Annotated in this window: 24 protein-coding genes and 2 pseudogenes; 25 read left to right on the forward strand and 1 reads right to left on the reverse strand. The window is 65.8% G+C overall.

What is annotated here, in order from left to right:
* Positions 1–139 precede the first annotated feature (139 nt).
* A complete protein-coding gene (locus tag GXN78_RS14055) occupies positions 140–1,786 on the forward strand; it encodes a S41 family peptidase (RefSeq protein WP_239142711.1) in 1,647 nt (548 codons plus the stop codon).
* Here the strand turns inward: GXN78_RS14055 and recQ are convergent.
* Entirely contained in the window at positions 1,783–3,720 is a 1,938-nt protein-coding gene (gene recQ / locus GXN78_RS14060; RefSeq protein ID WP_106560730.1) for a DNA helicase RecQ, read from the reverse strand. The genes GXN78_RS14055 and recQ overlap by 4 nt on opposite strands.
* A 133-nt stretch (positions 3,721–3,853) precedes the next feature.
* Between recQ and GXN78_RS14065 the strand changes: the two genes are divergently transcribed.
* The 24 genes and pseudogenes from GXN78_RS14065 (at position 3,854) to GXN78_RS14180 (ending at position 26,472) form a co-directional block, all read left to right on the forward strand.
* Complete coding sequence (locus GXN78_RS14065) at positions 3,854–4,315, forward strand: CesT family type III secretion system chaperone (protein WP_106560729.1); 462 nt, start codon at positions 3,854–3,856, stop codon at positions 4,313–4,315.
* Between the two features lie 18 nt (positions 4,316–4,333).
* Positions 4,334–4,639, forward strand: coding sequence for a hypothetical protein (locus GXN78_RS14070; protein WP_146163195.1), 306 nt, complete (start codon positions 4,334–4,336; stop codon positions 4,637–4,639).
* Positions 4,636–5,097 (forward strand): CesT family type III secretion system chaperone, encoded by a 462-nt coding sequence (locus GXN78_RS14075; RefSeq protein ID WP_106560728.1) that lies wholly within the window; start codon positions 4,636–4,638, stop codon positions 5,095–5,097. The genes GXN78_RS14070 and GXN78_RS14075 overlap by 4 nt, the downstream gene beginning before the upstream one ends.
* Before the next feature lie 17 nt (positions 5,098–5,114).
* On the forward strand, positions 5,115–5,675 hold the full coding sequence (locus GXN78_RS14080; protein ID WP_106560727.1) for a hypothetical protein: 561 nt from the start codon (positions 5,115–5,117) through the stop codon (positions 5,673–5,675).
* 41 nt (positions 5,676–5,716) lie between these two features.
* Positions 5,717–6,241, forward strand: coding sequence for a winged helix-turn-helix domain-containing protein (locus tag GXN78_RS14085; protein ID WP_146163252.1), 525 nt, complete (start codon positions 5,717–5,719; stop codon positions 6,239–6,241).
* A pseudogene (locus tag GXN78_RS14090) lies at positions 6,198–6,782 on the forward strand (IS630 family transposase); the annotation flags it as partial. The gene GXN78_RS14085 and the pseudogene GXN78_RS14090, both read left to right, overlap by 44 nt.
* 31 nt (positions 6,783–6,813) lie before the next feature.
* Positions 6,814–8,694 (forward strand): hypothetical protein, encoded by a 1,881-nt coding sequence (locus tag GXN78_RS14095; protein ID WP_106561165.1) that lies wholly within the window; start codon positions 6,814–6,816, stop codon positions 8,692–8,694.
* Between the two features lie 207 nt (positions 8,695–8,901).
* The gene (locus GXN78_RS14100; protein WP_106561164.1) at positions 8,902–9,867 is read left to right on the forward strand and encodes an ABC transporter substrate-binding protein; all 966 of its coding nucleotides are present in this window, start codon (positions 8,902–8,904) and stop codon (positions 9,865–9,867) included.
* 34 nt (positions 9,868–9,901) lie between these two features.
* Positions 9,902–10,762: an ABC transporter permease gene (locus GXN78_RS14105; protein ID WP_106561163.1), complete on the forward strand. Its 861-nt coding sequence runs from the start codon at positions 9,902–9,904 to the stop codon at positions 10,760–10,762.
* Positions 10,762–11,544 carry an ABC transporter ATP-binding protein gene (locus tag GXN78_RS14110; protein WP_106561162.1) on the forward strand — a complete coding sequence of 261 codons (783 nt, stop codon included), beginning with the start codon at positions 10,762–10,764 and terminating at the stop codon, positions 11,542–11,544. The genes GXN78_RS14105 and GXN78_RS14110 overlap by 1 nt, the downstream gene beginning before the upstream one ends.
* Positions 11,545–11,555: 11 nt before the next feature.
* Positions 11,556–12,341 (forward strand): histidine utilization repressor, encoded by a 786-nt coding sequence (hutC, locus tag GXN78_RS14115; RefSeq protein WP_106561161.1) that lies wholly within the window; start codon positions 11,556–11,558, stop codon positions 12,339–12,341.
* A gap of 64 nt (positions 12,342–12,405) precedes the next feature.
* Positions 12,406–13,956, forward strand: coding sequence for a histidine ammonia-lyase (gene hutH / locus GXN78_RS14120; RefSeq protein ID WP_106561160.1), 1,551 nt, complete (start codon positions 12,406–12,408; stop codon positions 13,954–13,956).
* A gap of 32 nt (positions 13,957–13,988) precedes the next feature.
* Positions 13,989–15,710 carry a urocanate hydratase gene (gene hutU / locus GXN78_RS14125; RefSeq protein ID WP_106561159.1) on the forward strand — a complete coding sequence of 574 codons (1,722 nt, stop codon included), beginning with the start codon at positions 13,989–13,991 and terminating at the stop codon, positions 15,708–15,710.
* Between the two features lie 10 nt (positions 15,711–15,720).
* Complete coding sequence (locus GXN78_RS14130; protein ID WP_106561158.1) at positions 15,721–16,722, forward strand: ornithine cyclodeaminase family protein; 1,002 nt, start codon at positions 15,721–15,723, stop codon at positions 16,720–16,722.
* Positions 16,723–16,730: 8 nt separating this feature from the next.
* Positions 16,731–17,537: a PhnD/SsuA/transferrin family substrate-binding protein gene (locus GXN78_RS14135; protein ID WP_106561157.1), complete on the forward strand. Its 807-nt coding sequence runs from the start codon at positions 16,731–16,733 to the stop codon at positions 17,535–17,537.
* Positions 17,537–18,499 (forward strand): tripartite tricarboxylate transporter substrate binding protein, encoded by a 963-nt coding sequence (locus GXN78_RS14140; RefSeq protein ID WP_106561156.1) that lies wholly within the window; start codon positions 17,537–17,539, stop codon positions 18,497–18,499. The genes GXN78_RS14135 and GXN78_RS14140 overlap by 1 nt, the downstream gene beginning before the upstream one ends.
* Positions 18,499–19,086, forward strand: coding sequence for a HutD family protein (locus GXN78_RS14145; RefSeq protein ID WP_106561155.1), 588 nt, complete (start codon positions 18,499–18,501; stop codon positions 19,084–19,086). Before GXN78_RS14140 ends, GXN78_RS14145 begins: the two co-directional genes overlap by 1 nt.
* Before the next feature lie 10 nt (positions 19,087–19,096).
* Complete coding sequence (hutI, locus tag GXN78_RS14150) at positions 19,097–20,377, forward strand: imidazolonepropionase (protein ID WP_106561154.1); 1,281 nt, start codon at positions 19,097–19,099, stop codon at positions 20,375–20,377.
* Positions 20,374–21,765: a formimidoylglutamate deiminase gene (locus GXN78_RS14155; RefSeq protein WP_106561153.1), complete on the forward strand. Its 1,392-nt coding sequence runs from the start codon at positions 20,374–20,376 to the stop codon at positions 21,763–21,765. The genes hutI and GXN78_RS14155 overlap by 4 nt, the downstream gene beginning before the upstream one ends.
* Positions 21,762–22,577, forward strand: coding sequence for an N-formylglutamate deformylase (gene hutG / locus GXN78_RS14160; RefSeq protein WP_106561152.1), 816 nt, complete (start codon positions 21,762–21,764; stop codon positions 22,575–22,577). Before GXN78_RS14155 ends, hutG begins: the two co-directional genes overlap by 4 nt.
* A 494-nt stretch (positions 22,578–23,071) precedes the next feature.
* Positions 23,072–23,263, forward strand: a pseudogene (locus tag GXN78_RS14165) (IS110 family transposase); the annotation flags it as partial.
* 74 nt (positions 23,264–23,337) lie between these two features.
* Positions 23,338–24,615 carry an IS256 family transposase gene (locus GXN78_RS14170; RefSeq protein ID WP_106561513.1) on the forward strand — a complete coding sequence of 426 codons (1,278 nt, stop codon included), beginning with the start codon at positions 23,338–23,340 and terminating at the stop codon, positions 24,613–24,615.
* A 137-nt stretch (positions 24,616–24,752) separates the two neighbouring features.
* The gene (locus GXN78_RS14175) at positions 24,753–25,772 is read left to right on the forward strand and encodes an IS110 family transposase (RefSeq protein WP_164255461.1); all 1,020 of its coding nucleotides are present in this window, start codon (positions 24,753–24,755) and stop codon (positions 25,770–25,772) included.
* A gap of 535 nt (positions 25,773–26,307) precedes the next feature.
* Entirely contained in the window at positions 26,308–26,472 is a 165-nt protein-coding gene (locus GXN78_RS14180) for a hypothetical protein (protein ID WP_164255463.1), read from the forward strand.
* Positions 26,473–26,478 lie beyond the last annotated feature (6 nt).

Raw genomic sequence — 26,478 nt, forward strand, 5'->3', positions numbered from 1 at the left:
AAGGCCGTGCAAGCGCGGCCGTCGATCGTCGCCCCCATGAAACCTGAACAAATGTCACGCCTGCAACCTGCGTGACATGAGGCCTCCTAGCATGCCCGCGGCACTGGCACTCCGCCGGCGCATCGCACCTGGAGGAAAGATGGGGAGAATTCTCGAAAAGAAGGTCGCGCGGTCTGCAGTCTGCGCGGCATGGATCATCGCGCTGGGCGCCTGCGGGGGCGGCGGCAGTTGCGGCGCAGTGATGTTTCCGCCCATCGCAGCGGCGCCATCCCCGGTTCCCGAGATCCGGCTCCGGCTCCTGGCGAGTCCCCGACCCTGCGGTGCCCGAGCCGTCGGTCACCCTCCCGCCCCGACACCCATCCCGCAAGCCACCATCGTTCCGTCGGCTTCGGTGTCCGGCCAATGCGCCGCGCCGCATCGCATCGACCCATCGACCAACGCCGCCTTCGCGGATCGCCAGGGCACCCTGGCCAACGAGAAAGACTGGGTGCGCGCCTGGATCGACGAGACCTACCTGTGGTTCGACGAGGTGTCCACCACCCTGCTCGCGCAGGACTACGCCACCCCCGTCTCCTACTTCGATGTGCTGAAGACACCGAAGCTCACCGCGTCAGGCAAACCCAAGGATCGCTTCCATTTCACCGCCAACACCGAGCAGGCGCGCGCACTGGCGCAGAACGGCACCGAAATCGGCTATGGCATGCAGCTCGCCTTCATCGGCGCTTCGGCGCCGCGCGACATCCGCGTCGCGTTCACCGAGCCGGGTTCTCCGGCGGCACAGGCGGCTGTGGCTCGCGGTGATCGACTGATCGAGATCGACGGCATCGATGTCGTGAACGGGACGGATGTCGACGCACTCAATGCCGCGATCGCGCCCCAGCGCGCGGGAGAGCAGCACAGCTTCAAGCTGCGGGCGAACGACGGCACCGAGCGCACCCTCACGCTCGCGTCGGCGTCGATCACTCGCGATCCCGTGCCGACGCTGAACGCCTTCAACATCGGCGGCGGCAAGTATGTCGGCTACTTGCTTTTCAACGAACACCTTGCCACAGCCGAATACTGGCTCACCTCCACGATGGAGCTATTCCGGACCATCGGCATCACCGATCTCGTGATCGACATGCGCTACAACGGCGGCGGCTATCTCGACATCGCGAGCGAGCTGGCCTACATGGTGAGCTCCAACGCGGCGACCCAGGGCAAGGCCTTCGAGCGACTCCAGTACAACAGCAAGAATCCGTTCCAGTTGACGCCGGAGCAAGCCACCATGCCCTTCCATGGCGCCGCGCTCGGGTACTCGGTGGCTCCGGGATACGCGTTGCCGCAGCTCGGGCTGACGCGCGTCACTGTGCTCAGCGGCCCCGACACCTGCTCGGCCAGCGAGTCCGTCGTCAACAGCCTGCGTGGCATCGGCATCACCGTCGACCTGGTCGGCGGCGGCACGTGCGGCAAGCCCTACGGCTTCACGCCGCAGGACAACTGTGGCACCAGCTATTACGCGATCCAGTTCCAGGGCGTCAACGACAAGGGCTTCGGCGACTACGGCGATGGCTTCAAGCCGACCTGTGCGGTGGTGGACGACTTCACGCACGAGCTCGGCGATCCGAAGGAAGCCCGGCTCGCAGTGGCATTGCATCTGCTCGGGGGCGGCGTCTGTCCCACCCCGGCATCGGCCAGCAAGACCGACATCGCGATGCGCAAGGCCGAGGCCGAGCGCGTGCCCTACCTGGTGCGCTCTCCGATCCTCGAGAACCGGCTGCTCCGCCCCGGGCGCCAGCCAGGCTAGAACGCGGCGCAGACCCTGAGCACATCCGCCCCGTAGGCTTCCAGCTTTTTGCTGCCGATCCCGCTCAGGCCCTGCAGGTCCTCGAGCGTGGCCGGTGCCCGCTCGGCGATCGCGGCGAGCGTGGCGTCGTGGAAGATCACATAGGCCGGCAGGTTGTGCTCGCGCGCCACCTCGGCGCGCCAGGCCTTGAGCGCCGCGAAGCGTGCCTGGCCCGTCGAGTCCAGCGTGGCTGCGGCCGGCGAGGGCGCACCGCGCGCCGGCTTCTCGCGCCTCGACTTCTTCCGCTCGGCCGGCGACGACACCGACTCGCGCAGCAGCACCTGCACCTCGCCCTTGAGCACCGCGCGCGACCCCTCGATCAGCTGCAGCGTGTTGTAGGCCTGCGCATCGACCGAGAGCGCCCCGGTCGCGATCAGCTGGCGCAGAACGCCGCGCAGCTGCGCCTCGCTGAACTCGCTGCCCAGGCCGAAGGTGCTGAGCCTCGCGTGGCCGAACTGCGTCACCTTCTCCGTCGTCTTGCCGCGCAGGATGTCCATGATGTGGCCGGCGCCGAAGCTGATGCCGCTCTGCTGCTGCACACGGTAGATGGTGCTCAGCAGCTTGCGCGCCGCATCCGTGCCGTCCCACACCTGCGGCGGGTTCAGGCAGTTGTCGCAGTTGCCGCAGGGCGCGCTGTGCTCGCCGAAGTAATGCAGCAACCGCACCCGCCGGCAGTCGCTGGCCTCGGCCAGCGAGAGCAGGGCGTCGAGCTTGCCGCGCATCACCTGCTTGAACTCCTCGCCGGCGGGGCTCTCGTCGATCATGCGGCGCTGGTTCACCACGTCCTGCAGCCCATAGGCCATCCACGCATCGGCCGCGGCGCCGTCGCGGCCGGCGCGGCCAGTCTCCTGGTAGTAGCCCTCAATGTTCTTCGGCATGTCGAGGTGGGCCACGAAGCGCACGTCCGGCTTGTCGATGCCCATGCCGAAGGCGATGGTCGCCACCATCACGATGCCCTCGTCACGCAGAAAGCGGTCCTGGTGCTTCTGCCGCACCGCGGCATCGAGGCCGGCGTGGTAGGGCAGGGCCTCGACCCCGGCGTCGCGCAGGGTCTGGGCCGTGTCCTCGACGCGCTTGCGCGACTGGCAGTAGACAACGCCCGCATCGCCCTCGTGCTCGCGCTCGATGAAGCGCAGCAGCTGCGTGGCCGGATCCTTCTTCTCGACGATCGTGTAGCGGATGTTCGGCCGGTCGAAGCTGGAGACGAACTGGCGCGCCTCCTCGAGCTGCAGCCGCTCCACGATGTCGGCGCGCGTCAGCGCGTCGGCGGTGGCGGTGAGCGCGATGCGCGGCACGCTCGAATAGCGCTCGTGCAGCACCGTCAGTGCACGGTACTCCGGGCGGAAGTCATGCCCCCACTGGCTCACGCAATGCGCTTCGTCAATTGCAAACAACGACAACTTGCCGCGTTCGTGCAGCCCGTCGAGCTGCGAGAGAAAGCGTGGCGTCGTCACGCGTTCGGGCGCCGCGTAGAGCAATGTGATCTCGCCGCGCAGCATGCGGCGCTCGACATCCTGCGTCTGCTCCCAATCCAGCGTGGAATTGAGGAAGGCCGCCGCCACGCCCGCCTCGTGCAGTGCCCCCACCTGGTCGTGCATCAGCGCGATCAGCGGCGAGACGACCACCGTCACGCCACGGCCCGCACGCTGTCGCGCGATCGCGGGAATCTGATAGCACAGCGACTTGCCGCCGCCGGTGGGCATCAGGACCAGCGCGTCGCCTCCGCTGGTGACGTGCTCGACGACGGCCTGCTGATGGCCGCGGAACTCGGCATAGCCGAAGACGTCGCGAAGGATTTGCGACAACTCGCGTTCGGGTGATGAAGACGGCAGGACGGACACGGGGTTGACACCGACGGCGTGATGATTTCGGGAGGAGGCTGACCGGCACCGCATTGGGCGCCGAAAACTGATTGTCGCTTGAGCCGCCGTCACAAAAAGTCAGGTCGCCGGCGGAGTGTCCAGGACACGATTGTTACCAACTGATCAGGTGAACTTCCTTTGTTCGATCTGATGAGGAGACGGGCCCATGAGTAGTGAAGACTATGTCGAGCTGGTTCAGGATCTTTGCGAGGAGCTGGAACTCGGCGACGCCGGCGAGTTCCTGGATCGGGGCTTGCTGCAGGTGAACGACACGTTGGTCGCCATCGAGTATCTCGAGGAGCGCGATGAAATTCGCCTGCTCGCGGATCTCGGAGAGATCGAGGAAGGCATCGACCGGCACGCGATGCTGGAGCTGCTCCTGGAAGCCAACCTCGGCAACACCAGCTTGTATTTGCCGACTTTCAGCGTGCACCCCGAGAACCATCACCCCGTGGTGGCCTACCACATCCCTCTGCCGGTCTTGCTGGAGGAAGACGTCGATCTCGCATTCGTGCTCACGGAGCAGCTGATCCCGTTGCTGGACGATTGGAAGCTCAGGTTGCAGGAGGCACTCGACAGTGATTCATCCGGTGTCGACCCCTTGCCTCTTCCTGGCTCGTTGGTTTGAAAAACAAGGAGACTCGTGATGCCCGTGTTCCAAACCAGCAACCGGATTCCTTCACAGTACCAGACGAAAAAAAAATATCCCCGGGCCATGCCGTCGGTAGGGGGCAAGCTGCCACCAAGTCATTTCTTTAAAGCGGTCAAAGGGAAGGCGGGGTTTGGATTTTCTCCGCGATTGCCCGCAGTGAGGCTCTTTCCGGTGAATCCCCATGCAGACATAGAGGAGGCCGAGGAAGGCACAGAGTGGCCCGAGACAGACATTCAGATCAACGCCCAACTCGATGCCGTCCTCAATGAGTCAGCACCAGATCCAGTCGTGCAGCCGTGAGCAGGGAAGACTACGTCGAGCTGATGCAGGATTTCTGCAAAGCGATCGGCTTCGAGGAAGTAGGCGAGCTGCTGCACCAAGGTGTTCTGCAACTGGACGATACGCTCATCGGCATCGAGTACCTGGATGCGAGAAAAGAGATTCGCCTGCTCATGGACCTAGGGGACATGGAGGCGGAGGAAGACAGGGTAGCGCTGTTCTCTGTGCTGCTGGAATTCAATTCGAGCAACAACGGGCTGTACTTGCCGATCTTCAGCATGCATCCCGAAAGCGGGCACGTGATCGTGGCGTATCACCTGCCCCTGAAGATCCTGCGCGATCAAAGCATCGGCCTCGCCTTCGTGCTCGACGAGCAATTGATCCCGCTGCTCGACGAATGGAAGTCTGCCATTCGGCAAGCGCTCGATGATGTGCGATCCAACAGCGAAGCTTTGCTCCCAATCGGAACACTTGCCTGAACAAAAGGACGTTTGCCATGCGCGCCGCCAGTCTCCAAGCCACACCTCGTGTCCTGCATCTCAACGAGAATCATGGCGACAGGTCGACGAGCCAAGCCAGAGAAGCGACCGTCCGACGCGTCAAGCTTGTCAAACAGCCCGCTGAGCTTTTCAACCGGCAACATGCACGCCTCCTGGCCCGCAGGAACGCCGATGAAGTCGGCTTTCTCAATCAAGCTGACGAACTCAAGGCGTCTGACCTGTTCAACCCCGTGCCCGACGATCACGCCGCGAAGCAGCAGGAAGCCAGGCAGGCTGTTTCCTTCGGAATTGACCCGGAGATATTGAAGGCGCAAAGAGCGAGAGGCGAGGCAGCGTTTTCTCTGCACTACGGATTGGCAAAGCAGCTGCAGAAGAAAAAAGCCACCAGCAAGCGCTACCAGAAAATAGAGAAGACCTTCGTCGACCGCAGCGGTAAGCTTCAGAAGGTTTTCGAAGTGGTCAGGATCAAAAAGACCAGAGTCCAGCGCTTCACGGACTGGCAGACCGAAGCAGGAGCGACAGTACAGAATGGCCTCATACCAACTCGCGTTCAATAGATTAGATATCATGTCATTCCACGAACTTCAAGGAGTCGTGGATGAAGACATTGATCGTGGGTGATAGGCCGACTGTTGAGCGCCTGGCGGAGCGGCTCAAGCGAGCCGGCAGTCATGCGGAGTACCAGCGCATCCAGTGCGTGCTCATCCGTGCGACGCTGGGCAGTTCAGCCGCGCAGATCGCCGAGTTGCTGGGCTGGTCCACAGCGACGGTGCATGTCTTGCACTCGCGCTGGTCGAAGGAGGGAGATGCCATCTTCGAGCTGCGCGGGCGTGGCGGCAGGCATCACCAACACCTCAGCCCAGAGCAAGAGCAGCAACTTCTGGCGCCATTCGTCAAGCGTGCCGAGGCGGGCGGCATGCTGACGGTGGCGGAGATCCAGCAGGCCTACCAGGAACAACTGGGCAAGCAGGTGGCCCCCTCTACGGTCTACCGGCTTCTGGATCGCCACGGTTGGCGCAAGGTGGTGCCGCGCCCACGGCACCCCAAGGCAGACGTGGCGGCGCAGGCCGCCTTTAAAAAAACTGCGCCGCACGGTACGCCAAGAGGTCGAGCGCCAGGCTGAACGTGGGCGCCAAGTGCGCCTGATGTTCCAGGACGAAGGCCGATTCGGCTTGTTGGGCAGCCCTCGGCGCTGCTGGGCACCTCACGGCACACGCCCGGTGGTCGGTGCGCGACTGGAGCGCAAGTACATCTACGCCTTCAGCGCCGTCAGCCCGCACGACGGCGTGCTGGACAGCCTCGTGCTGCCCTGGGTCAGCGCCGAGACAATGTCGCTGTTCCTGAGCGAGGTCGCGCAGCGCCACGCCGCGGAATTCATCGTGATGGTCATGGATCAAGCAGGCTGGCACATCGCCGGTGATCTCGCCGTGCCGCAGAACATGCGCGTGATCTTCCTGCCCCCGTACAGCCCGGAGCTGAACCCCGCCGAGCACTTGTGGGAGTCGCTGCGCGAGGACTGCTTCGCCAACCACGTCTTCGCCAATCTGGACGCCGTCGAGAGCACCCTGACCAACGGACTCGTCGCCCTCGAATCCAATCCTACGCGAACCCATTCAATGACCGGGTTCAAATGGATAACTTCTATATCTTTGAACGCGAGTTAGTATCAATCGCATAGGCCAGCGTGGGCGCCAAATGGGCGGAAAACTGGTCGGCAAACGTAAGACCGGCAGCAACTACCTGAGCGCCAAGGGCACTGAAGGTCTGGTGACCGGCAAGAAGACCCTGCCACTGGACAACGTCGGGGTCGCCTATGGCGGAGTAGCGCAAGCCAACCGCATTGTTGCCGCCTCTGCCTCGGGCCTGGGCCAGCCAGTCGTCGCGGCCGGCGCCGGCGTGCTCGGCGGCGCGCTGAGCTGTGTCGCGCCGGTGCTATCGGTCGCCGGTGCATTAGTCGCAGCGGAAGGTCTCTCGTCGCTTATGAGCGACCAGGACAAAGCAAAAGCGAACGTGCTGCATGGCGTCAACGACGCCGGGCGCTTTTGGCACTATCTTGCAGAAGCGAACTCCGAGGAGGCGGACCTTTTCCTGGACTTCGATCAAAGCGCCTTGAAGGTGTTCAAGCCCACCAAGAAAGAACTCGCAGAGACTAAGGAGTTCAATCCGATTAAGAAAGAACTCGCAGAGATGAATGGGGCCAAGGCCGGCGCCGCCAATCAGGTGGTTCAGCAGGTGGCATCCGCCGTATCGGCAGGCGCAGCGATCACCAGCCTGGCCGCGCCCGCGGTTGCGATCGCGGCCCCTGCCGCCGCGGTATTGGCGCCGCTTGCCGCTGTCGGCGGGGGCATCGATGTTTACAAGGGGGTGCAGGAACACCTGCGCCAATCGGACCAGAAGCAGTGGGCCGAGCAGCGCAAAACTGCAATGGACAAGGTCCTGAAGGAGGTGAACGAGGAGCATCCCGACTACCCACTCCTGGTGGGCATCGTGCACAGTCTGGCCGGATGGCAGGACAAGGTGATTCGCCAAATGGAACGGGAGAAAGGTTTTGCCGAAACACACATCTTCACGGGTGGTGGGGCCGTCGGCGGCATGACGGCACTGGGAGTGACGGCATGTCTGGTCCTGGGCAGCGTCGTCGTCGCACCGTTGCTCGGTCCGGCCGGGATAATCGCTGCCGTGCCTGGGCTCGTCTGGGGAGGCGTGGCAGCCAAGCGCGGCTACGAGCAACACCGGATCGAGCACAAATCCAAGTGGCGCCAGCGGGCTGCACGCGTCCTGGGCTTCGAGATGTCCCGCGAGGAACTGGAGCAGAAGCTGGCCGGTACGCACGAGAACGATTCCAGGCTGCACGTGGCATTCCAGGAGGGCGAGTACCTGCCTGAAAAGGAGCCCTTCGCCGGCAGCCGGGAGATGGACTTCGATGCCCGCGACAACGAGTACCTGGGACTTCATGCGTTGGCGCTTCGGGTCCAGGATCTGGTCTTGAAGGGAGGCGGCTACGACCCCCAATCTCCCTTCATGAAGCTTCTGGAGGCCGTCGGCATCGACGCGATCAGGCTGCTTGCCATCTGCAAGGCGGCCTCGGCCAGGCCGGCGGATATGCAACTGGACTACATCAAGTCGAGGATCGCACCCCGGCTGGACATAAAAATGCGAATGCAAGGCGAGCTTCAGCAGGAGCAGGCCCTGCCCCATGTGTCGGTCTTTCTCGGGCATTTCCGGAAAGCACTGTCGACCGTTCGGGAGCGCTACAAGGAGGGGGGCGGTTCGGCTGACCTCCATGCGGAGATTCGCGAGGATTTGGGCAAGCTCTATCCCGACCCGCAGGCAGGCTTGCAGGCCTTCGACAGTGCCATCGGGACTTTCCTGGCAAAGGTGCAGTCGCAGAACCTTCCTGAGACACCGTTCTTGAAAATGCTGAAGGGGTTCGCCGACTATTCCGCGCAGCTGCCGGCCGAGCAATTGGCCGCGAAGAAGACGGCCGCCGAGGAAGCGCAACGACTCGTTTTCCAGCAAATGGCCGACGCAACGACATTGGTCGCCAAGGCCACCCCGCCGACATCAGGCGCCTGAACCCAATGCTGGTCTGTGCGGGCATGGTGGCCGCTTTAAGCCGCGGACGACCATCCCATTGGGGACCGACCACGGCCGAACAAACCCGCTTTCAGGGTTGTCCCTGTATAGACAGGTGCATCGCAGTCATCAACAATCGGCCCACGCTGAAGCAGCTCCTGCGCAGCTCGGCCGGGCTTTTTTTCAAAACGCGACGGAGAAACCTCGATGCTCAAGCCATTTCAAACAACCGCCTCGCTGCTCGCGGCAGGCCTCTGCGCCGCAGGCATGGCGGCCAGCGCCGATGCCCAGGAAAGCAAGATCACCCTCGGCATGTCCGGCTGGACCGGCTTTGCCCCGCTCTCCCTGGCCGACAAGGCCGGCATCTTCAAGAAGAACGGGCTCGACGTGGAGATCAAGATGATCCCGCAGAAGGACCGCCATCTGGCCCTGGCCTCCGGCGCCATCCAGTGCGCGGCCACCACCGTCGAGACGCACGTGGCCTGGAACGCCAACGGCGTGCCGATCGTGCAGATCTTCCAGATGGACAAGTCCTACGGCGCCGACGGCATCGCGGTGCGCAATGACGTCAAGTCCTTCGCCGACCTCAAGGGCAAGACCATCGGCGTGAGCGCCCCCGGCACCGCGCCCTTCTTCGGCCTGGCCTGGATGCTCAGCAAGAACGGCATGTCGCTGAAGGACGTGAAGACCGTCTCGCTCGAGCCCCAGCCCGCCGCCCAGGCCTTCGTCGCCGGCCAGAACGATGCCGCCATGACCTACGAGCCCTATCTTTCGACCGTGCGCGCCAACCCGCAGGCCGGCAAGATCCTCGCCACCACGCTCGACTATCCGATGGTGATGGACACCGTGGGCTGCGCGCCCACCTGGCTCAAGGCCAACGCCAAGGCCGCGCAGGCCCTGACCAACTCGTACTTCGAGGCGCTGGAGATGATCAAGAGCGACCCGGCCAAAGCCAACGATCTGATGGGCTCGGCCGTCAAGCAGAGCGGCGAGCAGTTCGCCAAGTCCTCGGCCTACCTGCGCTGGCAAGACAAGGCGGCCAACCAGAAGTTCTTCGCGGGCGAGCTCACCCAGTTCATGAAGGAATCGGTGCCGATCCTGCTGGAGGCCGGCGTGATCCGCAAGGCGCCCGACGATCTCGCGGCGACCTTCGACGCGAGCTTCATCAAGTAAGAACGCGGCACACGAACCTGCCAGGGCCACTGCCATGCAAGCGACCACCGCCGTCCCCACCGCTGCGCCTGCAGCACCCGCCGCCATGCCGACCGCAGCAGCGCCCCGCCGGCGCCGCGGCATGGCGCCGCTCGAGCCCGTCAGCCCCCGCGCGCGCTGGATGCTGGGCCTGGGCTTCTTCGTCCTGTTCTTCGCGGTCTGGGCTGCGTTCACGCTGGGCGGCTTCGTGCCGCCCACCTTCCTCGCGAGCCCGGTGACGATGGTGAAGGAAGGCTACGGCCTCTTCACCGAGTTCAACTTCATCCACGACATCGGCATGACGGTGTGGCGCGTGGTCGGCGGCTTCGTGCTGGCGGCCATCGTCGCCGTGCCGCTGGGCATTGCCATGGGCGCCTACAAGCCCGTCGAGGCCTTCTTCGAGCCCTTCGTCTCCTTCTGCCGCTACCTGCCGGCCTCGGCCTTCATCCCGTTGCTGATCCTCTGGGCCGGCATCGGCGAGGCGCAAAAGCTGCTGGTGATCTTCATCGGCTCGGTGTTCCAGATCACGCTGATGGTCGCCGTCACCGTGGGCGGCGCGCGCCGCGACCTGGTGGAGGCGGCCTACACGCTGGGTGCCAATAGCCGCGGCATCGTCGCGCGCGTGCTGATCCCCGGCGCCGCGCCGGGCATCGCCGAGACCCTGCGCCTGGTGCTGGGCTGGGCCTGGACCTACGTGATCGTCGCCGAGCTGATCGGCTCTTCCTCGGGCATCGGCCACATGATCACCGACAGCCAGGCGCTGCTGAACACCGGCCAGATCATCTTCGGGATCATCGTCATCGGCGTGATCGGGCTGGTCTCCGACTTCGCCTTCAAGTTCCTCAACCGCCGTCTGTTCGCGTGGAGTGCCCTGTGATGCAAAGCCAGCTCTCGATCCGCAGCGTCTCCCGCACTTTCACCGGCAACCGCGGCCAGCGCACGCAGGCGCTGCTGCCCATCGACTTCGAGGTGCGCGAGAACGACTTCGTCACCATCCTCGGCCCCTCCGGCTGCGGCAAGTCCACGCTGTTGCGCATCGTCGCGGGCCTGGACGATCCGAGCGAAGGCCGCGTGCTGCTCGACGGCCAGCCCATCGAAGGGCCGGGCGCCGACCGCGGCATGGTGTTCCAGAGCTACACGCTCTTCCCCTGGCTCACCATCGCGCAGAACATCCGCTTCGGCCTGCGCGAGCGCGGCATGGGCGAGGGCGCGCAGAAGGAGCGCAGCGACTACTTCATCGCCAAGGTGGGCCTGCGCGGCTTCGAGAACCACTACCCCAAGCAGCTCTCGGGCGGCATGCAGCAGCGCACCGCGATCGCGCGGGCGCTCGCCAACGACCCGAAGATCCTGTTGCTCGACGAGCCCTTCGGCGCACTCGACAACCAGACCCGCGTGCTGATGCAGGAGCTGTTGCTGGGCATCTGGGAATCGGCGCAGAAGACGGTGCTCTTCGTCACCCACGACATCGACGAAGCCATCTTCATGGCCAACCGCGTGGCGGTGTTCAGCGCGCGGCCGGGCCGCATCAAGAGCGAGATCGCGGTCGACTTCCCGCATCCGCGGCACTACACCATCAAGACCTCGCCCGAGTTCATGGACATCAAGGCGCGACTCACCGAGGAGATCCGCGCCGAGTCCATGGCCGCGGCCGAACACTGAAGAACGAAGCCATGACCACCAGCGCCAAGCACCGCAGCAGCAAGCCCGCGCACGGGCCGGCGGCGCCGCTGCAGCCGGCGCTGGCGCTCTACGAGCAGGTCAAGTCCTTCATCACCCACAAGATCCAGGACGGCTCCTGGCCCGCCGGCCATCGCCTGCCTTCGGAGAGCGAGCTGGTCGCGCAGTTCGGCGTCGCGCGCATGACGGTCAACCGCGCGCTGCGCGAGCTGGTGGAGCAGGGCCGCATCGTTCGCGTGGCGGGCGTCGGCAGCTTCGTCGCCGAGGACAAGCCCCAGTCCACGCTGCTTCAGATCGCCAACATCGCCAGCGAGATCCGCGCCCGCGGCCACGACTACCGCTGCAAGTTCCTCGTGGCCGAGCGCATCGCCGCCTCGCCCGACGTGGCCGTGTGGCTGGACCTGCGGCCCGGCGAGTCGGTCTTCCACACCGTGTGCCTGCACCTGGAGAACAACCTGCCCGTGCAGCTGGAAGACCGCCACGTCAACCCGCGCATGGTGCCGGCCTTCCTCGAGCAGGACTTCTCGGCCATGTCGCCCAGCGAGTACCTCGTGCGCAACGTGCCCTTCGACCAGATCGAGCATGTGGTCGATGCCGTGCTGCCGACGGTCGAGCAGGCCGAGCGGCTGGACATGCCCTCCAACGATCCGTGCCTGTTGCTGACGCGCCGTACCTGGTCGCGCAGCACCCCCGTGACGATGGTGCGCTGCCTGCACCCGGCCTCGCGCTACCGCCTGGGCAGCCGCTTCCGCGCGGACGGCAATCCGAGCTTCGGCTGAACGAAGTCCGCCCAGATCAGGACCGCCGTTCGCACGCACCTACTTGTATAGACAGGATTCACGCATGGACAACGCCTCCCTCTCCACCGCACCGCTGCTGCTCACGCCCGGCGAGGTCGAGCTCGCCGCCCTGCGCCGCGTGCACGCCGGCGGCATACAGCTCGCCATCGACCCCGCAGCGCGCGCCGGATTGCTCGCAGCCCAGGCCACCGTGCGCCGCATCGTCGATGCCGGCGAAGTGGTCTACGGCATCAACACCGGCTTCGGCAAGCTCGCGCAGACCATCATCCCGCACGAGCGCCTGGCCGAGCTGCAGCGCAACCTCGTGCTCTCGCACAGCGCCGGCACCGGCGCGCCGTTGCCGGACGGCGTCGTGCGCCTGGTGCTCGCCACCAAGGCGGTGAGCCTGGCGCGCGGCCACTCCGGCATCGCGCCCGAGATCGTCGATGCGCTGATCGCGCTGCACAACGCCGGCCTCTTGCCTCTCATCCCCTCCAAGGGCTCGGTCGGCGCCTCCGGCGATCTCGCGCCGCTCGCGCACCTGGCCTGCGTGCTGATCGGCGAGGGCGAGGTCACGACGCCCGAGGGCGCGGTGATCGGTGGCGCGGAGGCGCTTTCGCGCATCGGCCTCCAGCCCTTCGTGCTCGGCCCCAAGGAAGGCCTGGCCCTGCTCAACGGCACGCAGGTCTCGACAGCGTTGGCGCTGGCGGGCCTCTTCGGTGCCGAGGACGTGTTTGCGGCCGGCCTCATGGCCGGCGCACTCTCGCTCGAGGCGATCCAAGGCTCGATCAAACCCTTCGATGCCCGCATCCACGCCGCGCGCGGCCAGCCGGGCCAGATCGCGGTTGCGGCCGCGGTGCGCACGCTGCTCGAAGGCAGCGAGATCATCCCCTCGCATGCCGACTGCGGCCGCGTGCAGGACCCCTATTCCGTCCGCTGCGTGCCGCAGGTCATGGGCGCCTGCCTCGACAACCTCGCGCATGCCGCCCGCGTGCTGCGCACCGAAGCCAACGCGGCCTCCGACAACCCGCTGGTCTTCGACAACGGCGACGTGATCTCCGGCGGCAACTTCCACGCCGAGCCCGTGGCCTTCGCGGCCGACATCATCGCGCTGTCGGTGGCCGAGATCGGCGCCATCAGCGAGCGCCGCATGGCCTTGCTGCTCGACAGCGGCCTCTCGGGCCTGCCGCCCTTCCTGGTGCGCGATGGCGGCGTCAACTCCGGCTTCATGATCGCGCAGGTCACGGCCGCGTCGCTCGCCTCGGAGAACAAGTCGCTCGCCCATCCGGCCAGCGTGGACAGCCTGCCCACTTCGGCCAACCAGGAGGACCATGTGTCGATGGCCACCTTTGCCGCGCGTCGCCTTGGCGAGATGGTGCAGAACACCGCGGTGGTCGTGGGCATCGAGGCGATGGCTGCCGCGCAGGGCATCGAGCTCAAGCGAGGCCCGAAGAGCTCGCCCCTGCTCGAAGCCGAATTCGCCGCCATCCGCCAGCACGTCGCCTTCATCGACCAGGACCACTTCATCGCCCCCGACATCGAGGCCATGCGCCAGTGGGCGCGCCGCTGCGATTGGCCCGCCGCCCTCCTGGACATCCTGCCCAGCCGCCCCTGAACCTCGCCCCCAAACCAAAGGGACAAGCCGCCATGAACGCTCCAGACAAGTTCGTCGCCCAGACCGCCACCGACCCCCGCCATGACGCGAGCCGCGTGATCCGCGCCCCGCGCGGCAGCCAGCTCAGCTGCAAGAGCTGGCTGACCGAGGCGCCCTTCCGCATGCTGCAGAACAACCTCGACCCCGAGGTCGCCGAGCGCCCGCAGGACCTGGTGGTCTACGGCGGCATCGGCCGCGCCGCGCGCAACTGGGAATGCTTCGATCAGATCCTCGCCTCGCTGAAGACGCTCGAAGACGACGAGACCCTGCTGATCCAGTCGGGCAAGCCCGTCGGCGTCTTCAAGACCCATTCCGATGCCCCACGCGTGCTGCTGGCCAACTCCAACCTGGTGCCCAAGTGGTCGACCTGGGAGCACTTCAACGAGCTGGACCGCAAGGGGCTCTTCATGTACGGCCAGATGACCGCCGGCAGTTGGATCTACATCGGCAGCCAGGGCATCGTGCAGGGCACCTTCGAGACCTTCGTCGAAGCCGGCCGCCAGCACTACAACGACGACCTCGCAGGCAAGTGGTTCCTCACGGCCGGCCTCGGCGGCATGGGCGGCGCGCAGCCGCTGGCCGCCACGCTCGCCGGCGCGGTCTCGCTCAACATCGAATGCAAGCAGTCGAGCATCGACTTCCGCCTGCGCACGCGCTACGTGGACAAGCAGGCCAAGGACATCGACGAAGCCATCGCGCTGATCCAGCAACACACGGCGGCGAAGGAAGCCGTGTCGATCGCGCTGCTGGGCAATGCGGCCGAGATCCTCCCCGAGCTGGTGAAGCGCGCCAAGGCCGGCGGCCTGAAGCCCGACCTCGTCACCGACCAGACCTCGGCGCACGACCTGATCAACGGCTACCTGCCCGCCGGCTGGAGCGTCGAGGAGTGGATCGATGCGCAAAAAGATCCGTCGCAGCACGAGCGCCTGAAGGCCGATGCCGCGAAGTCCTGCGCGGTACACGTGCAGGCCATGCTGGACTTCCAGGCCATGGGCATCCCCACCGTCGACTACGGCAACAACATCCGCCAGGTCGCCTTCGACGAAGGCGTGAAGAACGCCTTCGACTTCCCCGGCTTCGTGCCGGCCTACATCCGCCCGCTCTTCTGCGAGGGCAAGGGCCCCTTCCGCTGGGTCGCACTCTCCGGCGACCCGGAGGACATCTACAAGACCGACGCCAAGATCAAGGAGCTCTTCCCCGACAACAAGCACACGCACCGCTGGCTGGACATGGCGCGCGAGCGCATCTCCTTCCAGGGCCTGCCGGCGCGCATCTGCTGGCTGGGCCTGGGCGAGCGCCACAAGGCGGGCCTGGCCTTCAACGAGATGGTGAAGTCGGGCGAGCTCAAGGGCCCGATCGTCATCGGCCGCGACCACCTCGACACCGGCTCCGTCGCCAGTCCCAACCGCGAGACCGAGGCCATGAAAGACGGCACCGATGCCGTGTCCGACTGGCCCCTGCTCAACGCGCTGCTCAACACCGCGGGCGGCGCGACCTGGGTCAGCCTGCACCACGGCGGCGGCGTCGGCATGGGCTACTCGCAGCACTCGGGCGTGGTGATCGTGTGCGACGGCACCGACGCAGCGGCGAAGCGCATTGGCCGCGTGCTGTGGAACGACCCGGCCACCGGCGTCATGCGCCATGCCGATGCCGGCTACGAACAGGCCGTTGCGACGGCCAAGAAGCATGCCCTCCAACTCCCCATGATCAAGTGAGCCCAACCCCATGTCCGAGATCTATCTGCACTATTTGAACCACCTCGACGTCCAGGCGCTGGCGATGACCGACGCCGAGATCGTCGCCGCCGTCGAAGAAGGCCTGCTCGCGCAAGGTCGCGGCGAAACCACCATCGAGCCGCGCATGCACCTCGTGCCCGAGAAGGACTACCCGGGCCACTTCAACGTGCTGCGCGGCTACGTCCGGCCGCTCGGCGTGGCGGGCGTGAAGGTGGTGGGCGACTTCTATCGCAACTACGAAATCGGCCTGCCCTCGGAGCTGGCGCTGCTCAACCTCTTCGATCCGAAGACCGGCGTGCCGGTGGCCATCATCGATGCTTCCGACATCACCGATATGCGCACCGGCGCGATCACCGCCATCGGCGCCAAGCACCTCGCGCGCAAGAACTCGAAGATCCTCGGTCACATCGGCGCGCGCGGCACTTCGTACTGGAACGTGCGCCTGCTGCACTCCATCTTCCACTTCGACGAGATCCGCGTGCATTCGCGCCGACCCGAGAGCCGCGAGAAATTCGCCGCGCGCCTGGAGCGCGACCTGGGCACGAAGATCACCATCACCGAGGACTGGGAGTCCTGCGTGCGCGGCGCCGACATCGTGGTCGAGGCCTCGCGCCTCGAGAAGCCCACGCCCATGCTCAAGACCGAGTGGATCAAGAAGGGCGCCTGCGTCATTCCCTACGGCACCATGAGCGCGGTCGAGCTTTCGCTGACGGACATCATGGACAAGATGGTGATGGACGACTGGGGCCAGGCCAAGGCCGGTCCGCTGGGCGCACTGCGCGCGCACGTCGACAGCGGCAAGCTGTCGGAGCAGACGCTGCATGCCGAGCTGGGCCAGATCGTCGCGGGCATCAAGCCCGGGCGCGAGAGCGAGGACGAGACCAACCTGTTCTGGCATCGCGGCTTGTCGCTGTCCGACATCGCGCTCGGCTCGGCGATGCTCGCGAAGGCCAAGCGCATGGGCCTGGGCCAGCAGCTTCGCTTCCGCTGACGCTCGCCATGGCTCGGGTCGCCAACGCGCGCATGTACTCGGCCACCGCCTCGGCGCGGGCCGACTGGAAGACCCTGCTCGCATGGGTGCTCGCGCGCGCGGAGCTCGGCTGGGAGGTGATCGACTACGACGCGCCTGCGCCGCTGGCCGCACTGTGGGCGCGCGAAGACCTGGGCCTGGTGATGATGTGCGGGCTGCCCTTCTCGCAGCGCACGCCGCGGCCCACGCTGGTCGCCGCGCCGGTGCCTTCGCCGGCGCGCTACGGCGGCCGGCCGGTCTACTTCACCGACATCGTCGTGCGCGCCGACGCGCCGTACCAGCGCCTCGAAGACACCTTCGGCGGCGTGGTGGGCTACACGCTGGCCGATTCGATGTCGGGCGGCGTGGCCTTGGCGAACCACCTCGCGCCTTACCGCGAAGCACGGGGAGCGCGTCTCTATCGCAAGGCGGTCGGCAACCTGATCCACGCGCGCGGCGTGATCGATGCGCTGGCCGCCGGCACCATCGACGTCGGCCCGCTCGACAGCTATTACCACGACCTGTTGCGACACAACGAGCCCGCCTTCGCGCAGCAGGTGCGCATCATCGCCAGCACCGAGGCGCGGCCGATCCCGCCGCTGGTGGCCACGGCCGCGTTGAAGCCGGACGAACTCGCGCGCCTGCGCGAAGCGCTGCAGGCCAGCACAAAGGTGCCGGAGCTGCACGCCGTCGCGGAACGCTTGTTGCTTGCCGGCTTCGCCGTGCCCGATCCCGCGGACTACGAGGTCCTCGCGCAGATCGCCCGCCCCGACCTTCCCACCTTCGAGGAACTCTGATGATCCAGCGTTGTCTTGCCCTTCTGTTGCCTTTGCTCGCCGTGCCCTTGATCGCGCATGCGCAGCCTTATCCCTCCAAGCCCGTGCGCGTCATCGTGCCCTTCGCGCCCGGCGGCCCGGCCGATGTGCTGGCGCGCGTCATCGGGCAGGAGCTCTCCGAGGCCCTCGGCCAGCCCTTCGTGGTGGAGAACAAGGTGGGTGCCGCGGGCAACATCGGCGTCGAGCAAATCGCCAAGGCAACGCCCGATGGCTACACCGTGGGCATCGTGCCCGTGGGCAACGTGGCGGTGAACCCCAGCCTCTTTCCCACGCTGCCCTACAAGGCCAGCGAGCTCGCGCCTGTCGCCATGCTCGCGACCGTCGAGAACGTGCTGGTGGTCAACGCGGACGTGCCCGCCAAGTCGCTCAAGGAGCTGCTCGCGCTCGCGAAGCAGAAGCCCGGCACGCTCAGCTTCGCATCGCCCGGGGCGGGCAGCCAGGCGCACCTGGCCGGCGAGCTGATGGCGCTCAGTGCCGAGGTGAAGCTCATTCACGTGCCCTACAAGGGCATCGGCCCCGCGCTCAACGACGTGGTGGGCGGGCAGGTGACCATGATGTTCGGCGCGATGTCGGCGGTTCTGCCGCACGTCAAGTCGGGCAAGCTGCGTGCGCTCGGCGTCGCGAGCATCAAGCGCTCGGCGACGATGCCCGAGCTGCCGACCATCGCCGAGCAGGGCCTGCCGCGCTTCGAAGCCGTGTCCTGGTATGCGCTGATGGCACCGGCCGGCACGCCCGCGGCCATCGTCGACCGCCTCAACGCCGAGAGCGCGCGTTCGCTCGCCAAGCCCGCGATCCGGGAGAAGTTCGCGGCGCAGGGGCTCGAGCCCGGCGGCGGCAAGCCGCAGGACCTCGCCACCGAGATCCAGGCGGAGACCGTGCGCTGGGCTGACGTGATCAAGAAGCAGAACATCAAGCCGGACTGATGGCCCTTCATCGCTTTTCGCGCGCCACGCTGCCCGCGACGCCCTGGAAGAACGGCGGCGGCACCACGCAGGAGATCGCCTGCTGGCCCGCGGGCGCGGGCCTGTCCGACTTCGGCTGGCGCGTGAGCATCGCGACCATCGCGGCTGCGGGGCCCTTCTCGGTCTTCGCGGGCGTGGACCGCAGCATCACGCTGCTGGATGGCGAGGGCGTTCGCCTGCACTCGCGCGATGGGCGCATCGATCACCGGCTCGACGTGCCGCACCGGCCCTTCGCCTTTCCCGGGGATGTAGAGATCGACTGCACGCTGCAGGGCGGCGCGTCGAGCGACTTCAATGTGATGACGCGGCGCGGGCAGTGGCGTGCGGAGGTGCAGGTGCTCGACGGCGCAGGCGCGATCGCTCCCGCCTCGCATGGTGTGCTGCTGGTCTTGCGTGGCGACTGGCGCCTGGATGGCGAGGACCGGCTCTGCCGCGAAGGCGAGGGCCTGCATTGGACCGAAGCGCCGCACGCGTGGCAGGCCGTGCCGGCGAGTCCGGATGCGCGCCTGGCCGTGGTGCGCATCCTGCCCGCCGACCCGCAGCCTTGAGAGACGAACCATGACAACCCCGAACCACCTTCCTTCCGCCGACGGCCTGTGGACGGGCCTGCGCCTGGCCCCTGGTGCGGCGCCCGATGTGTCGCTGCCCGAGGGCGCGCAAGCGGCAATCGCCGTGGAGCAGGGCCGTATCGGCTGGATCGGCGACAGTGGCGCCGTGCCCGAGCGCTTTGCCACTGCGCCACGTCACGACGGCGCAGGCGCGCTCGTCACCCCCGGCCTGATCGACTGCCACACGCACCTGGTCTACGGCGGCCAGCGCGCCAACGAGTTCGCGATGCGCCTCGCGGGGGCGAGCTACGAGGAGGTCGCGAAGGCCGGCGGCGGCATCGTCTCATCGGTCCGCGCCACGCGCGAGGCCGACGAAGACGAGCTCTTCGCCCAGGCCGCGCCGCGCCTGGAGCAACTGCTGGCCGATGGCGTGTGCGCGATCGAGATCAAGTCCGGCTACGGCCTCTCGCTCGAACACGAGCGCAAGCAACTGCGCGTGGCGCGGCGGCTCGGCGAGGCCTATGGCGTGACGGTACGCACCACCTTCCTCGGTGCCCATGCGCTGCCGCCGGAGTACGCGGGCCGCAGCGGCGAGTACATCGACGCGGTGTGCCGGGAGATGATGCCCGCCCTCGCTGCCGAGGGGCTGATCGATGCGGTCGACGTTTTCTGCGAACGCATTGCCTTCTCGCTGGAAGAGACCGAGCACGTGTTCCAGGCGGCCCGCGCGCTGGGCCTGCCGGTCAAGCTGCATGCCGAGCAGCTGTCCGACATGGGCGGTGCGGCGCTGGCGGCGCGCTACGGCGCGCTGTCGTGCGACCACATCGAGCACCTCTCCCCCGAGGGCATCGCCGCCATGCGCGAGGCCGGCACCGTCGCCGTGCTGCTGCCGGGTGCGTACTACACGCTGCGCGATACGCACCTGCCGCCCATCGAAGCGCTGCGCGCGGCTGGCGTGCCGATGGCCGTGTCGACCGACCACAACCCCGGCACCTCGCCGGCGCTGAGCCTGCTGCTGATGGTGAACATGGCCTGCACGCTGTTCCGCCTGACCGTGCCCGAGGCGCTGGCCGGGGTCACCGTGCACGCGGCGAAGGCGCTGGGCCTCGAGGACACGCATGGCGTGCTCGGCGTGGGGCGGCCGGCCGACTTCGTGCTGTGGGATGTGCGCGAGGCGGCCGAGCTCGCGTACTGGTTCGGCCACAGGCCTGCGCGCATCGTGGTGCGGCGGGGCCGTGTTGCTTTTCCCTCTCCCTCTGGGAGAGGGCAGGGTGAGGGCACGCGGCCGTGACCAACGCGCTCTTCGCGCAGGATGCGCTGCTTCCGGCAGGCTGGTCGAAGAACGTCCTGCTGACGTGGAACGACGCTGGACAGCTCACGCAGGTGCAGGCCGACGCGCAACCACCTGCAGGCACGCCGACCGCAAGCGGCCCCATCGTCCCCGGCATGCCCAACCTGCATTCGCATGCCTTCCAGCGTGCCTTCGCCGGGCTCACCGAATTCCGCGGCAGCGGCGAAGACAGCTTCTGGAGCTGGCGCAGCCTGATGTACCGCTTTGCGGCGCAGCTCTCGCCGCAGCAGGTCGAAGCCATTGCCACCTGGCTCTATGTCGAGATGCTCGAAGCCGGCTACACCTCGGTCTGCGAGTTTCACTACCTGCACCACGACCGCGACGGCCGGCCCTATGCCGACGATGCCGAGCTTGCGCTCGCGCTGCTGCGCGCAGCCGAACGCACCGGCATCGGCCTGACCCTGCTGCCCGTGCTCTACCAGGCCAGCGGCTTCGGCGGTCAGCCGCCCAATGCGGGGCAGTGCCGCTTCGTTCGTTCGACGGAATCGATGCTGCGCCTGCTCGAGCGCCTGCGCCCCGCGTGCGAGTCGCAGGGCGCGCGCCTCGGCCTCGCGCCGCATTCGCTGCGCGCGGTCGCGCCCGAGGCCTTGCGCGATGTGCTCGCGGGGCTGGACGCGATCGATGCCACCGCGCCCATTCACATCCACATCGCCGAGCAGACCGCCGAGATCGAGGCCTGCCTGGCCTGGAGCGGCCAGCGCCCCGTTGCGTGGCTGCTCGACCATGCGCCGGTCGATGCGCGCTGGTGCCTGGTGCATGCCACGCACATGGATGCGGACGAATACCGCCGCGCGGCCGCGACCGGCGCGGTCGCGGGGCTGTGCCCGACCACCGAGGCCAACCTCGGTGACGGCCTGTTCGACTTCGGTGCCTGGCGCGCGAGCGGCGGGCGCTGGGGCGTCGGCTCCGACAGCCATGCCTGCGTCAACGCGGCCGAGGAACTGCTGATGCTCGAATACGGCCAGCGGTTGGCGACCCGGCAGCGCAACATCGGCGCCGATGCGGACCAGCCTTGTGTCGCGACGGCCCTGACGCTCGCGGCGGTGCAGGGTGGGGCGCAGGCTTCAGGTCGCGCGGTCGCGGGCCTGGCTGTCGGCCAGCAGGCCGACTTCGTGATGCTCGACGCCAGCCATCCTGCGCTCGCCGGCCTCGGCGCGACGGACATGCTGTCCTCGCATGTCTTCGCCAGCCATCGCGGCAACGCGATCGCCGCGGCCTGGGTGGCCGGCCAGCCACGCGTCGCGGGCGGACGGCATCCTCTTCACCACGATGCGGCGGCGGCCTTCGTCGCCGCGCGCAACCAACTGCTCACTGATTCACCGTCATGAACTTCTTCGAAACCACCGAGCCCCCTTTCCGCTTCCGCCAGGGCACGCGGCCGCTGCTCATCTCCATGCCGCATGTGGGCACCCATGTGCCGCCCGCACTGGCCGCGCGGCTGACCGAGGAGGCGAGACAGGTGCCAGATACCGACTGGCACCTGGAGCGCCTCTACGACTTCGCCGACGAACTGGGCGCTTCCGTGCTCGTGGCCACGCATTCACGCTATGTGATCGACCTGAACCGGCCGCCGGACAACCAGAACCTCTACCCGGGCCAGGACACCACCGGCCTGTGCCCCGTCGACACCTTCGACAAGACGCCGCTCTACGCCGCTGGCGATGTGCCGGACGAGGCTGAGATTTCGGCGCGCGTGGATGCGATCTGGAAGCCGTACCACCAGAAGCTGACGGCCGAACTGGAGCGCATGAAGCAGTTGCACGGCACCGTCGCGCTGTGGGACGCGCATTCGATCCGCTCGGTGCTGCCGCGCTTTTTCGAAGGGCGGTTGACCGATCTCAATCTAGGGACTGGGGGAGGAACGAGCTGCGATCCGGCGCTGGCAGATGCGCTGCTCCGGATCGCCTCATCGGCAAGCGGCCATACCGCGGTGTTGAACGGCCGCTTCAAGGGAGGGCATATCACGCGCACCTTCGGCAATCCCGCGGGCGGCGTGCATGCGGTGCAGCTGGAAATGACGCAGGCCAGCTACATGGAGGAGCAGCTGCCTTTTGCGTACCTGCCTGAAACCGCCATCCGCGTGCAGCCGGTGGTGCGGCGGATGGTGGAGGAGGTGTTGGAGTTTGTTGGAGGCCGGTAGAGGCCCTTCTTGCGCTCCGAAATTCCCTGTCGACAACCCGAGGATGCACATTTTTCCATCCTCCCGGTTGCTCAATTAATTGTTGGGAGGAGATTCTTCGTCCGAAGCCTCGGATTTGGCGTTGATAGCCTCCTCGCTAACAACGGGAATTCCTTTCAAGCTCAAGAAACCTTCGGCGCCTTTTTGCCTGGCCGGCCTGTTTGCCTTCGTCTCTCTCCATGAGGTTGTTACCTGGCATGCTTGGAGTTCGCACCACCCTTGGCGCGGTGAGCCTTCGCGGAGTAGTGTCCGTGCACCGGGATAGGGGCGACGGGAGCATGTGTTCGCGGGCAGGCCGGCGTTCGACAATGAGCTGCGAGCTCGGGTTGTTATCTGGCTGCCCCTTCGATTCGCCCGGTTGCGCTGCGAGCGCGGATCCGTAGTTGTCGTGTTGCCCGCGAGCTTCCGCCGTGATTAACGCCACTGCAGGAGATCGCCTTATGAGAGTCATCGGTTTGGACGTGCATCGCAACTTCGCACAGGTTGCGATCCTCGACGGAGGCCTGGTCAAGGACCACGGCCGATTCGTCATGGAGCGCGAGGCCGTGCTGGCCTTCGCGAACAAGGTGCTGACCAAGGAGGACGACGTCGTGCTGGAGGCAACCGGCAATACGGCGATCATTGTCCGACTGCTGACGCCCTTCGTGGAGCCTGTCAAAAATTTTGTGTTCGAGGCATAGCATGACGACCAGGAGCATGTATGCCAGTAAGCAAGACGAAGATGAAGAACGCGGCGATCGCCGCCAAGATGGCGGCGCTGCCGTCGATTCCGAAGGAGTTGATTGACCAGTTCGTCACCGGCCCCATGACCGGTGACGCAGTCAATGAGGCGACGGCCGCGTTCAAGAAGGCGCTGATCGAGCGCGCCCTGGGTGCCGAGATGTCGCACCACCTGGGCTACCCGAGCGGCGCGAGCAAGCCCGAGGCCAGCGGTGGCAATCAGCGCAATGGCAGGAGTGCCAAGACGGTTTTGGCCGGTGACGGGCCACTTCGCATCGAGGTGCCGCGCGACCGCGAGGGCTCCTTCGAGCCAGTGCTCATCCCAAAGCACGAACGCCGGTTCACCGGCTTCGACGACAAGATCGTGGCCATGTACGCGCGCGGCATGACCATGCGCGAGATCCAGGGCTTCTTGATGGAGAGCTACGCGGTGGAGGTGTCGCCCGAGTTCATCAGCTCGGTCACCGACGCCGTCATGGCCGAGGTCGGAGCCTGGCAGGCCCGGCCGCTGGAGCCGATGTACCCGGTGGTCTTTTTCGACGCCTTGCGCGTGAAGATCAAAGAAGACGCGGTGGTGCGCAACAAGGCCATCTACTTGGCCTTGGGGGTGCTGCCCGATGGCACGCGCGACATCCTCGGCCTGTGGATCGAAGGCACCGAGGGCGCCAAGTTCTGGATGAAGGTATTCAACGACCTGAAGACCCGCGGCGTGGGTGACATCCTCATCGCCGTCACCGATGGCTTGAAGGGCATGCCCGAGGCGCTGGCGGCGGTGTATCCGGCTACCACGTTGCAGACCTGCATCGTGCACCTGATACGCAACTCGCTGGACTACGCGAGCTGGAAGGACCGCAAGCTGCTGGCCGCGGCGATCAAGCCAATCTACACGGCCGCGAGCGCCGAAGCGGCCGAGGCCGAACTCGATGCCTTTGCTCAAGGCCCCTGGGGTATCAAGTTCCCGACCGTGGTCGCGGCTTGGCGCCGTGCGTGGGATCGGGTGATTCCGTTCTTCGCGTTTCCGCCGTCCATCCGCCGGGTGATCTACACGACCAATGCCATCGAGAGCATCAACGCGCAGTTGCGCAAGATCATCAAGTCGCGCGGCCACTTCCCCAGTGATGACGCGGCCTCCAAGCTGATCTGGCTGGCGTTGCGCAACATCACGACCGACTGGGGGCGCGCGGCGCACAATTGGAAGGAGGCGATGAATCAATTCGCGATCCTCTACGAAGAGCGCTTCACGCACGCGGCCCAAGGCAACGCAAAATCAGGAGGTTGAACCATGAATACATGGCTCAACCGGGGCGCCTCCGGCGGCCTGGCGGGGGCCTGAAGACATAAGAAAAAACAATCGAGAACAAATCAATCAACCGGCCTCGAACACAAAAATCCTGACAACTCCCCTTCGTGCGTCGCGTGGTCATTGCCAACCCCCTCCAAGTGCGAGCGATCGCCTGGGCCAAGGTCAAGACAGACAAGATCGACGCTGCGACCCTCGCGCGTCTCCATGCGGCGCAGTTCCTGCCAGAGGTCTGGATGCCTCCCGAGGACGTCGAACTACAACGGAGGGTCATCGCTGAGCGCACGCAGCTGGTCGGCCAGATGACGCGGCTCAAGAACCGCATTCAGTCCATCCTTCATGCCAACCTCGTCCCGAAGGAGACCGGCCACATCTTCAGCAAGCGGGGCCGGGCACGGCTCGAAGCCCTGCCTCTTCCTGCTGACCAGATGCGGATGGCGTTGCGTCATCACGATGAACTCGGCCGCCTCGCCGCCGAATTGGCCATCATCGACCGAGACGTGGCACAGCGTGCGCTTGCCGATCCCAACGTCAAGCGCTTGATGACCATCGGCGGCGTCGACGCCATCGTCGCAGCCAGTGTGCTGGCTGCCGTCGGCGACATCCGACGGTTCTCCAGCCCTGAGAAGCTGGTCAGCTACCTTGGGCTGAACCCCTCGGTGCATCAATCCGGGGACCATCCGGCGTACCACGGCCACATCACTCATCAGGGGCGAGGACACGCCCGCGGCATGCTGGTCGAGGCAGCATGGTCGCTCGCCTCGAGCACTGGGCCGCTGAGCGCGTTCTTTCATCGAATCAGCGTCAAGCGGTGCAAGTCAGTCGCTGCGATCGCGACGGCGCGCAAGCTGGCCGTGCTCATCTGGCACATGCTGACCAAGCAGCAAGACTATGTGTGGACGCGGCCCGCTCTGCTGCAATACAAGATTCGGCGACTTGAGCTCATGGCTGGTCACACATCGCGCCGCGGCGGGAACAAGCCGGGCCCGGCGCGCGACTACAGCGTGAAGGCCATTCGCGACCAGGAGCGCGCGCGACTTGCATCCGCGGAACAGGACTACCGCCGATTCGTCGCCGGTTGGCAAGAGCGTCCTCCCACCAAGAGAAGACCTGCTTCTCAGGAAGGAGATTGCTAAGCCTCTTGTCAAATGCATCCGTGTCGATTCTCTCGTCAAACTCCGCGCCAGAGTGGTCGATCTAGCCTGTTGTTTTAGCTTTGCTGGTACTGGCCGAGTGCGAATTCTGTCCCCTATATTCATCGGCAAGGAATTTTCGGCGAACTTGTCCATGAACTCGAGGGATGGATTTGAATGAGACTTTTCGCTAGAGTCAAATTCAGGTGCTTCGGTGATCGTCTTTGTCGGTCGTTCTGTTTTTGTTGGTTTTTTGGGTCGCGGGGCGGAATCTGAGGCGCCAAGATTTTTCAGAACCAATTTTGGAATTGCGTCTGTCAGACGTTTTTTTCTGCCTTTTTCCTTTCGTCGCTTTGTGCTGTTTGAGAGGGGTTGCGCTGAATTTTCGAATGAAAATTCGAAACTGAAGTTCTATTTGACATGATTGGATATTTTGGTGACTTGTGAAGTAAATTTTCGAATCAAAGCAAATTCAAGTGAAATAACATGACAACATTGCTGAAATGAAGTGCTTAGAGAAATGACGGAGATCTGCTGCATGCAGAAGCAAGTTTCCTTTGCGTACTTGCCTAAAGCCGCCATCCGGGTGCGGCGGATGGTGGTGGCCGTGTTGGAGTTTGCCAGAGGCCGTTCCACAACGCCCATTCTGTTCAGGCTAATGCGCACTCTTCATGAAAAATTTCGATTTGGCCGTTGTATTTGAGGGTGG

Origin of the sequence: Variovorax sp. WS11, assembly GCF_010499245.1 — a bacterium.
In the GTDB taxonomy this organism is placed as follows: Bacteria; Pseudomonadota; Gammaproteobacteria; order Burkholderiales; family Burkholderiaceae_C; genus Variovorax.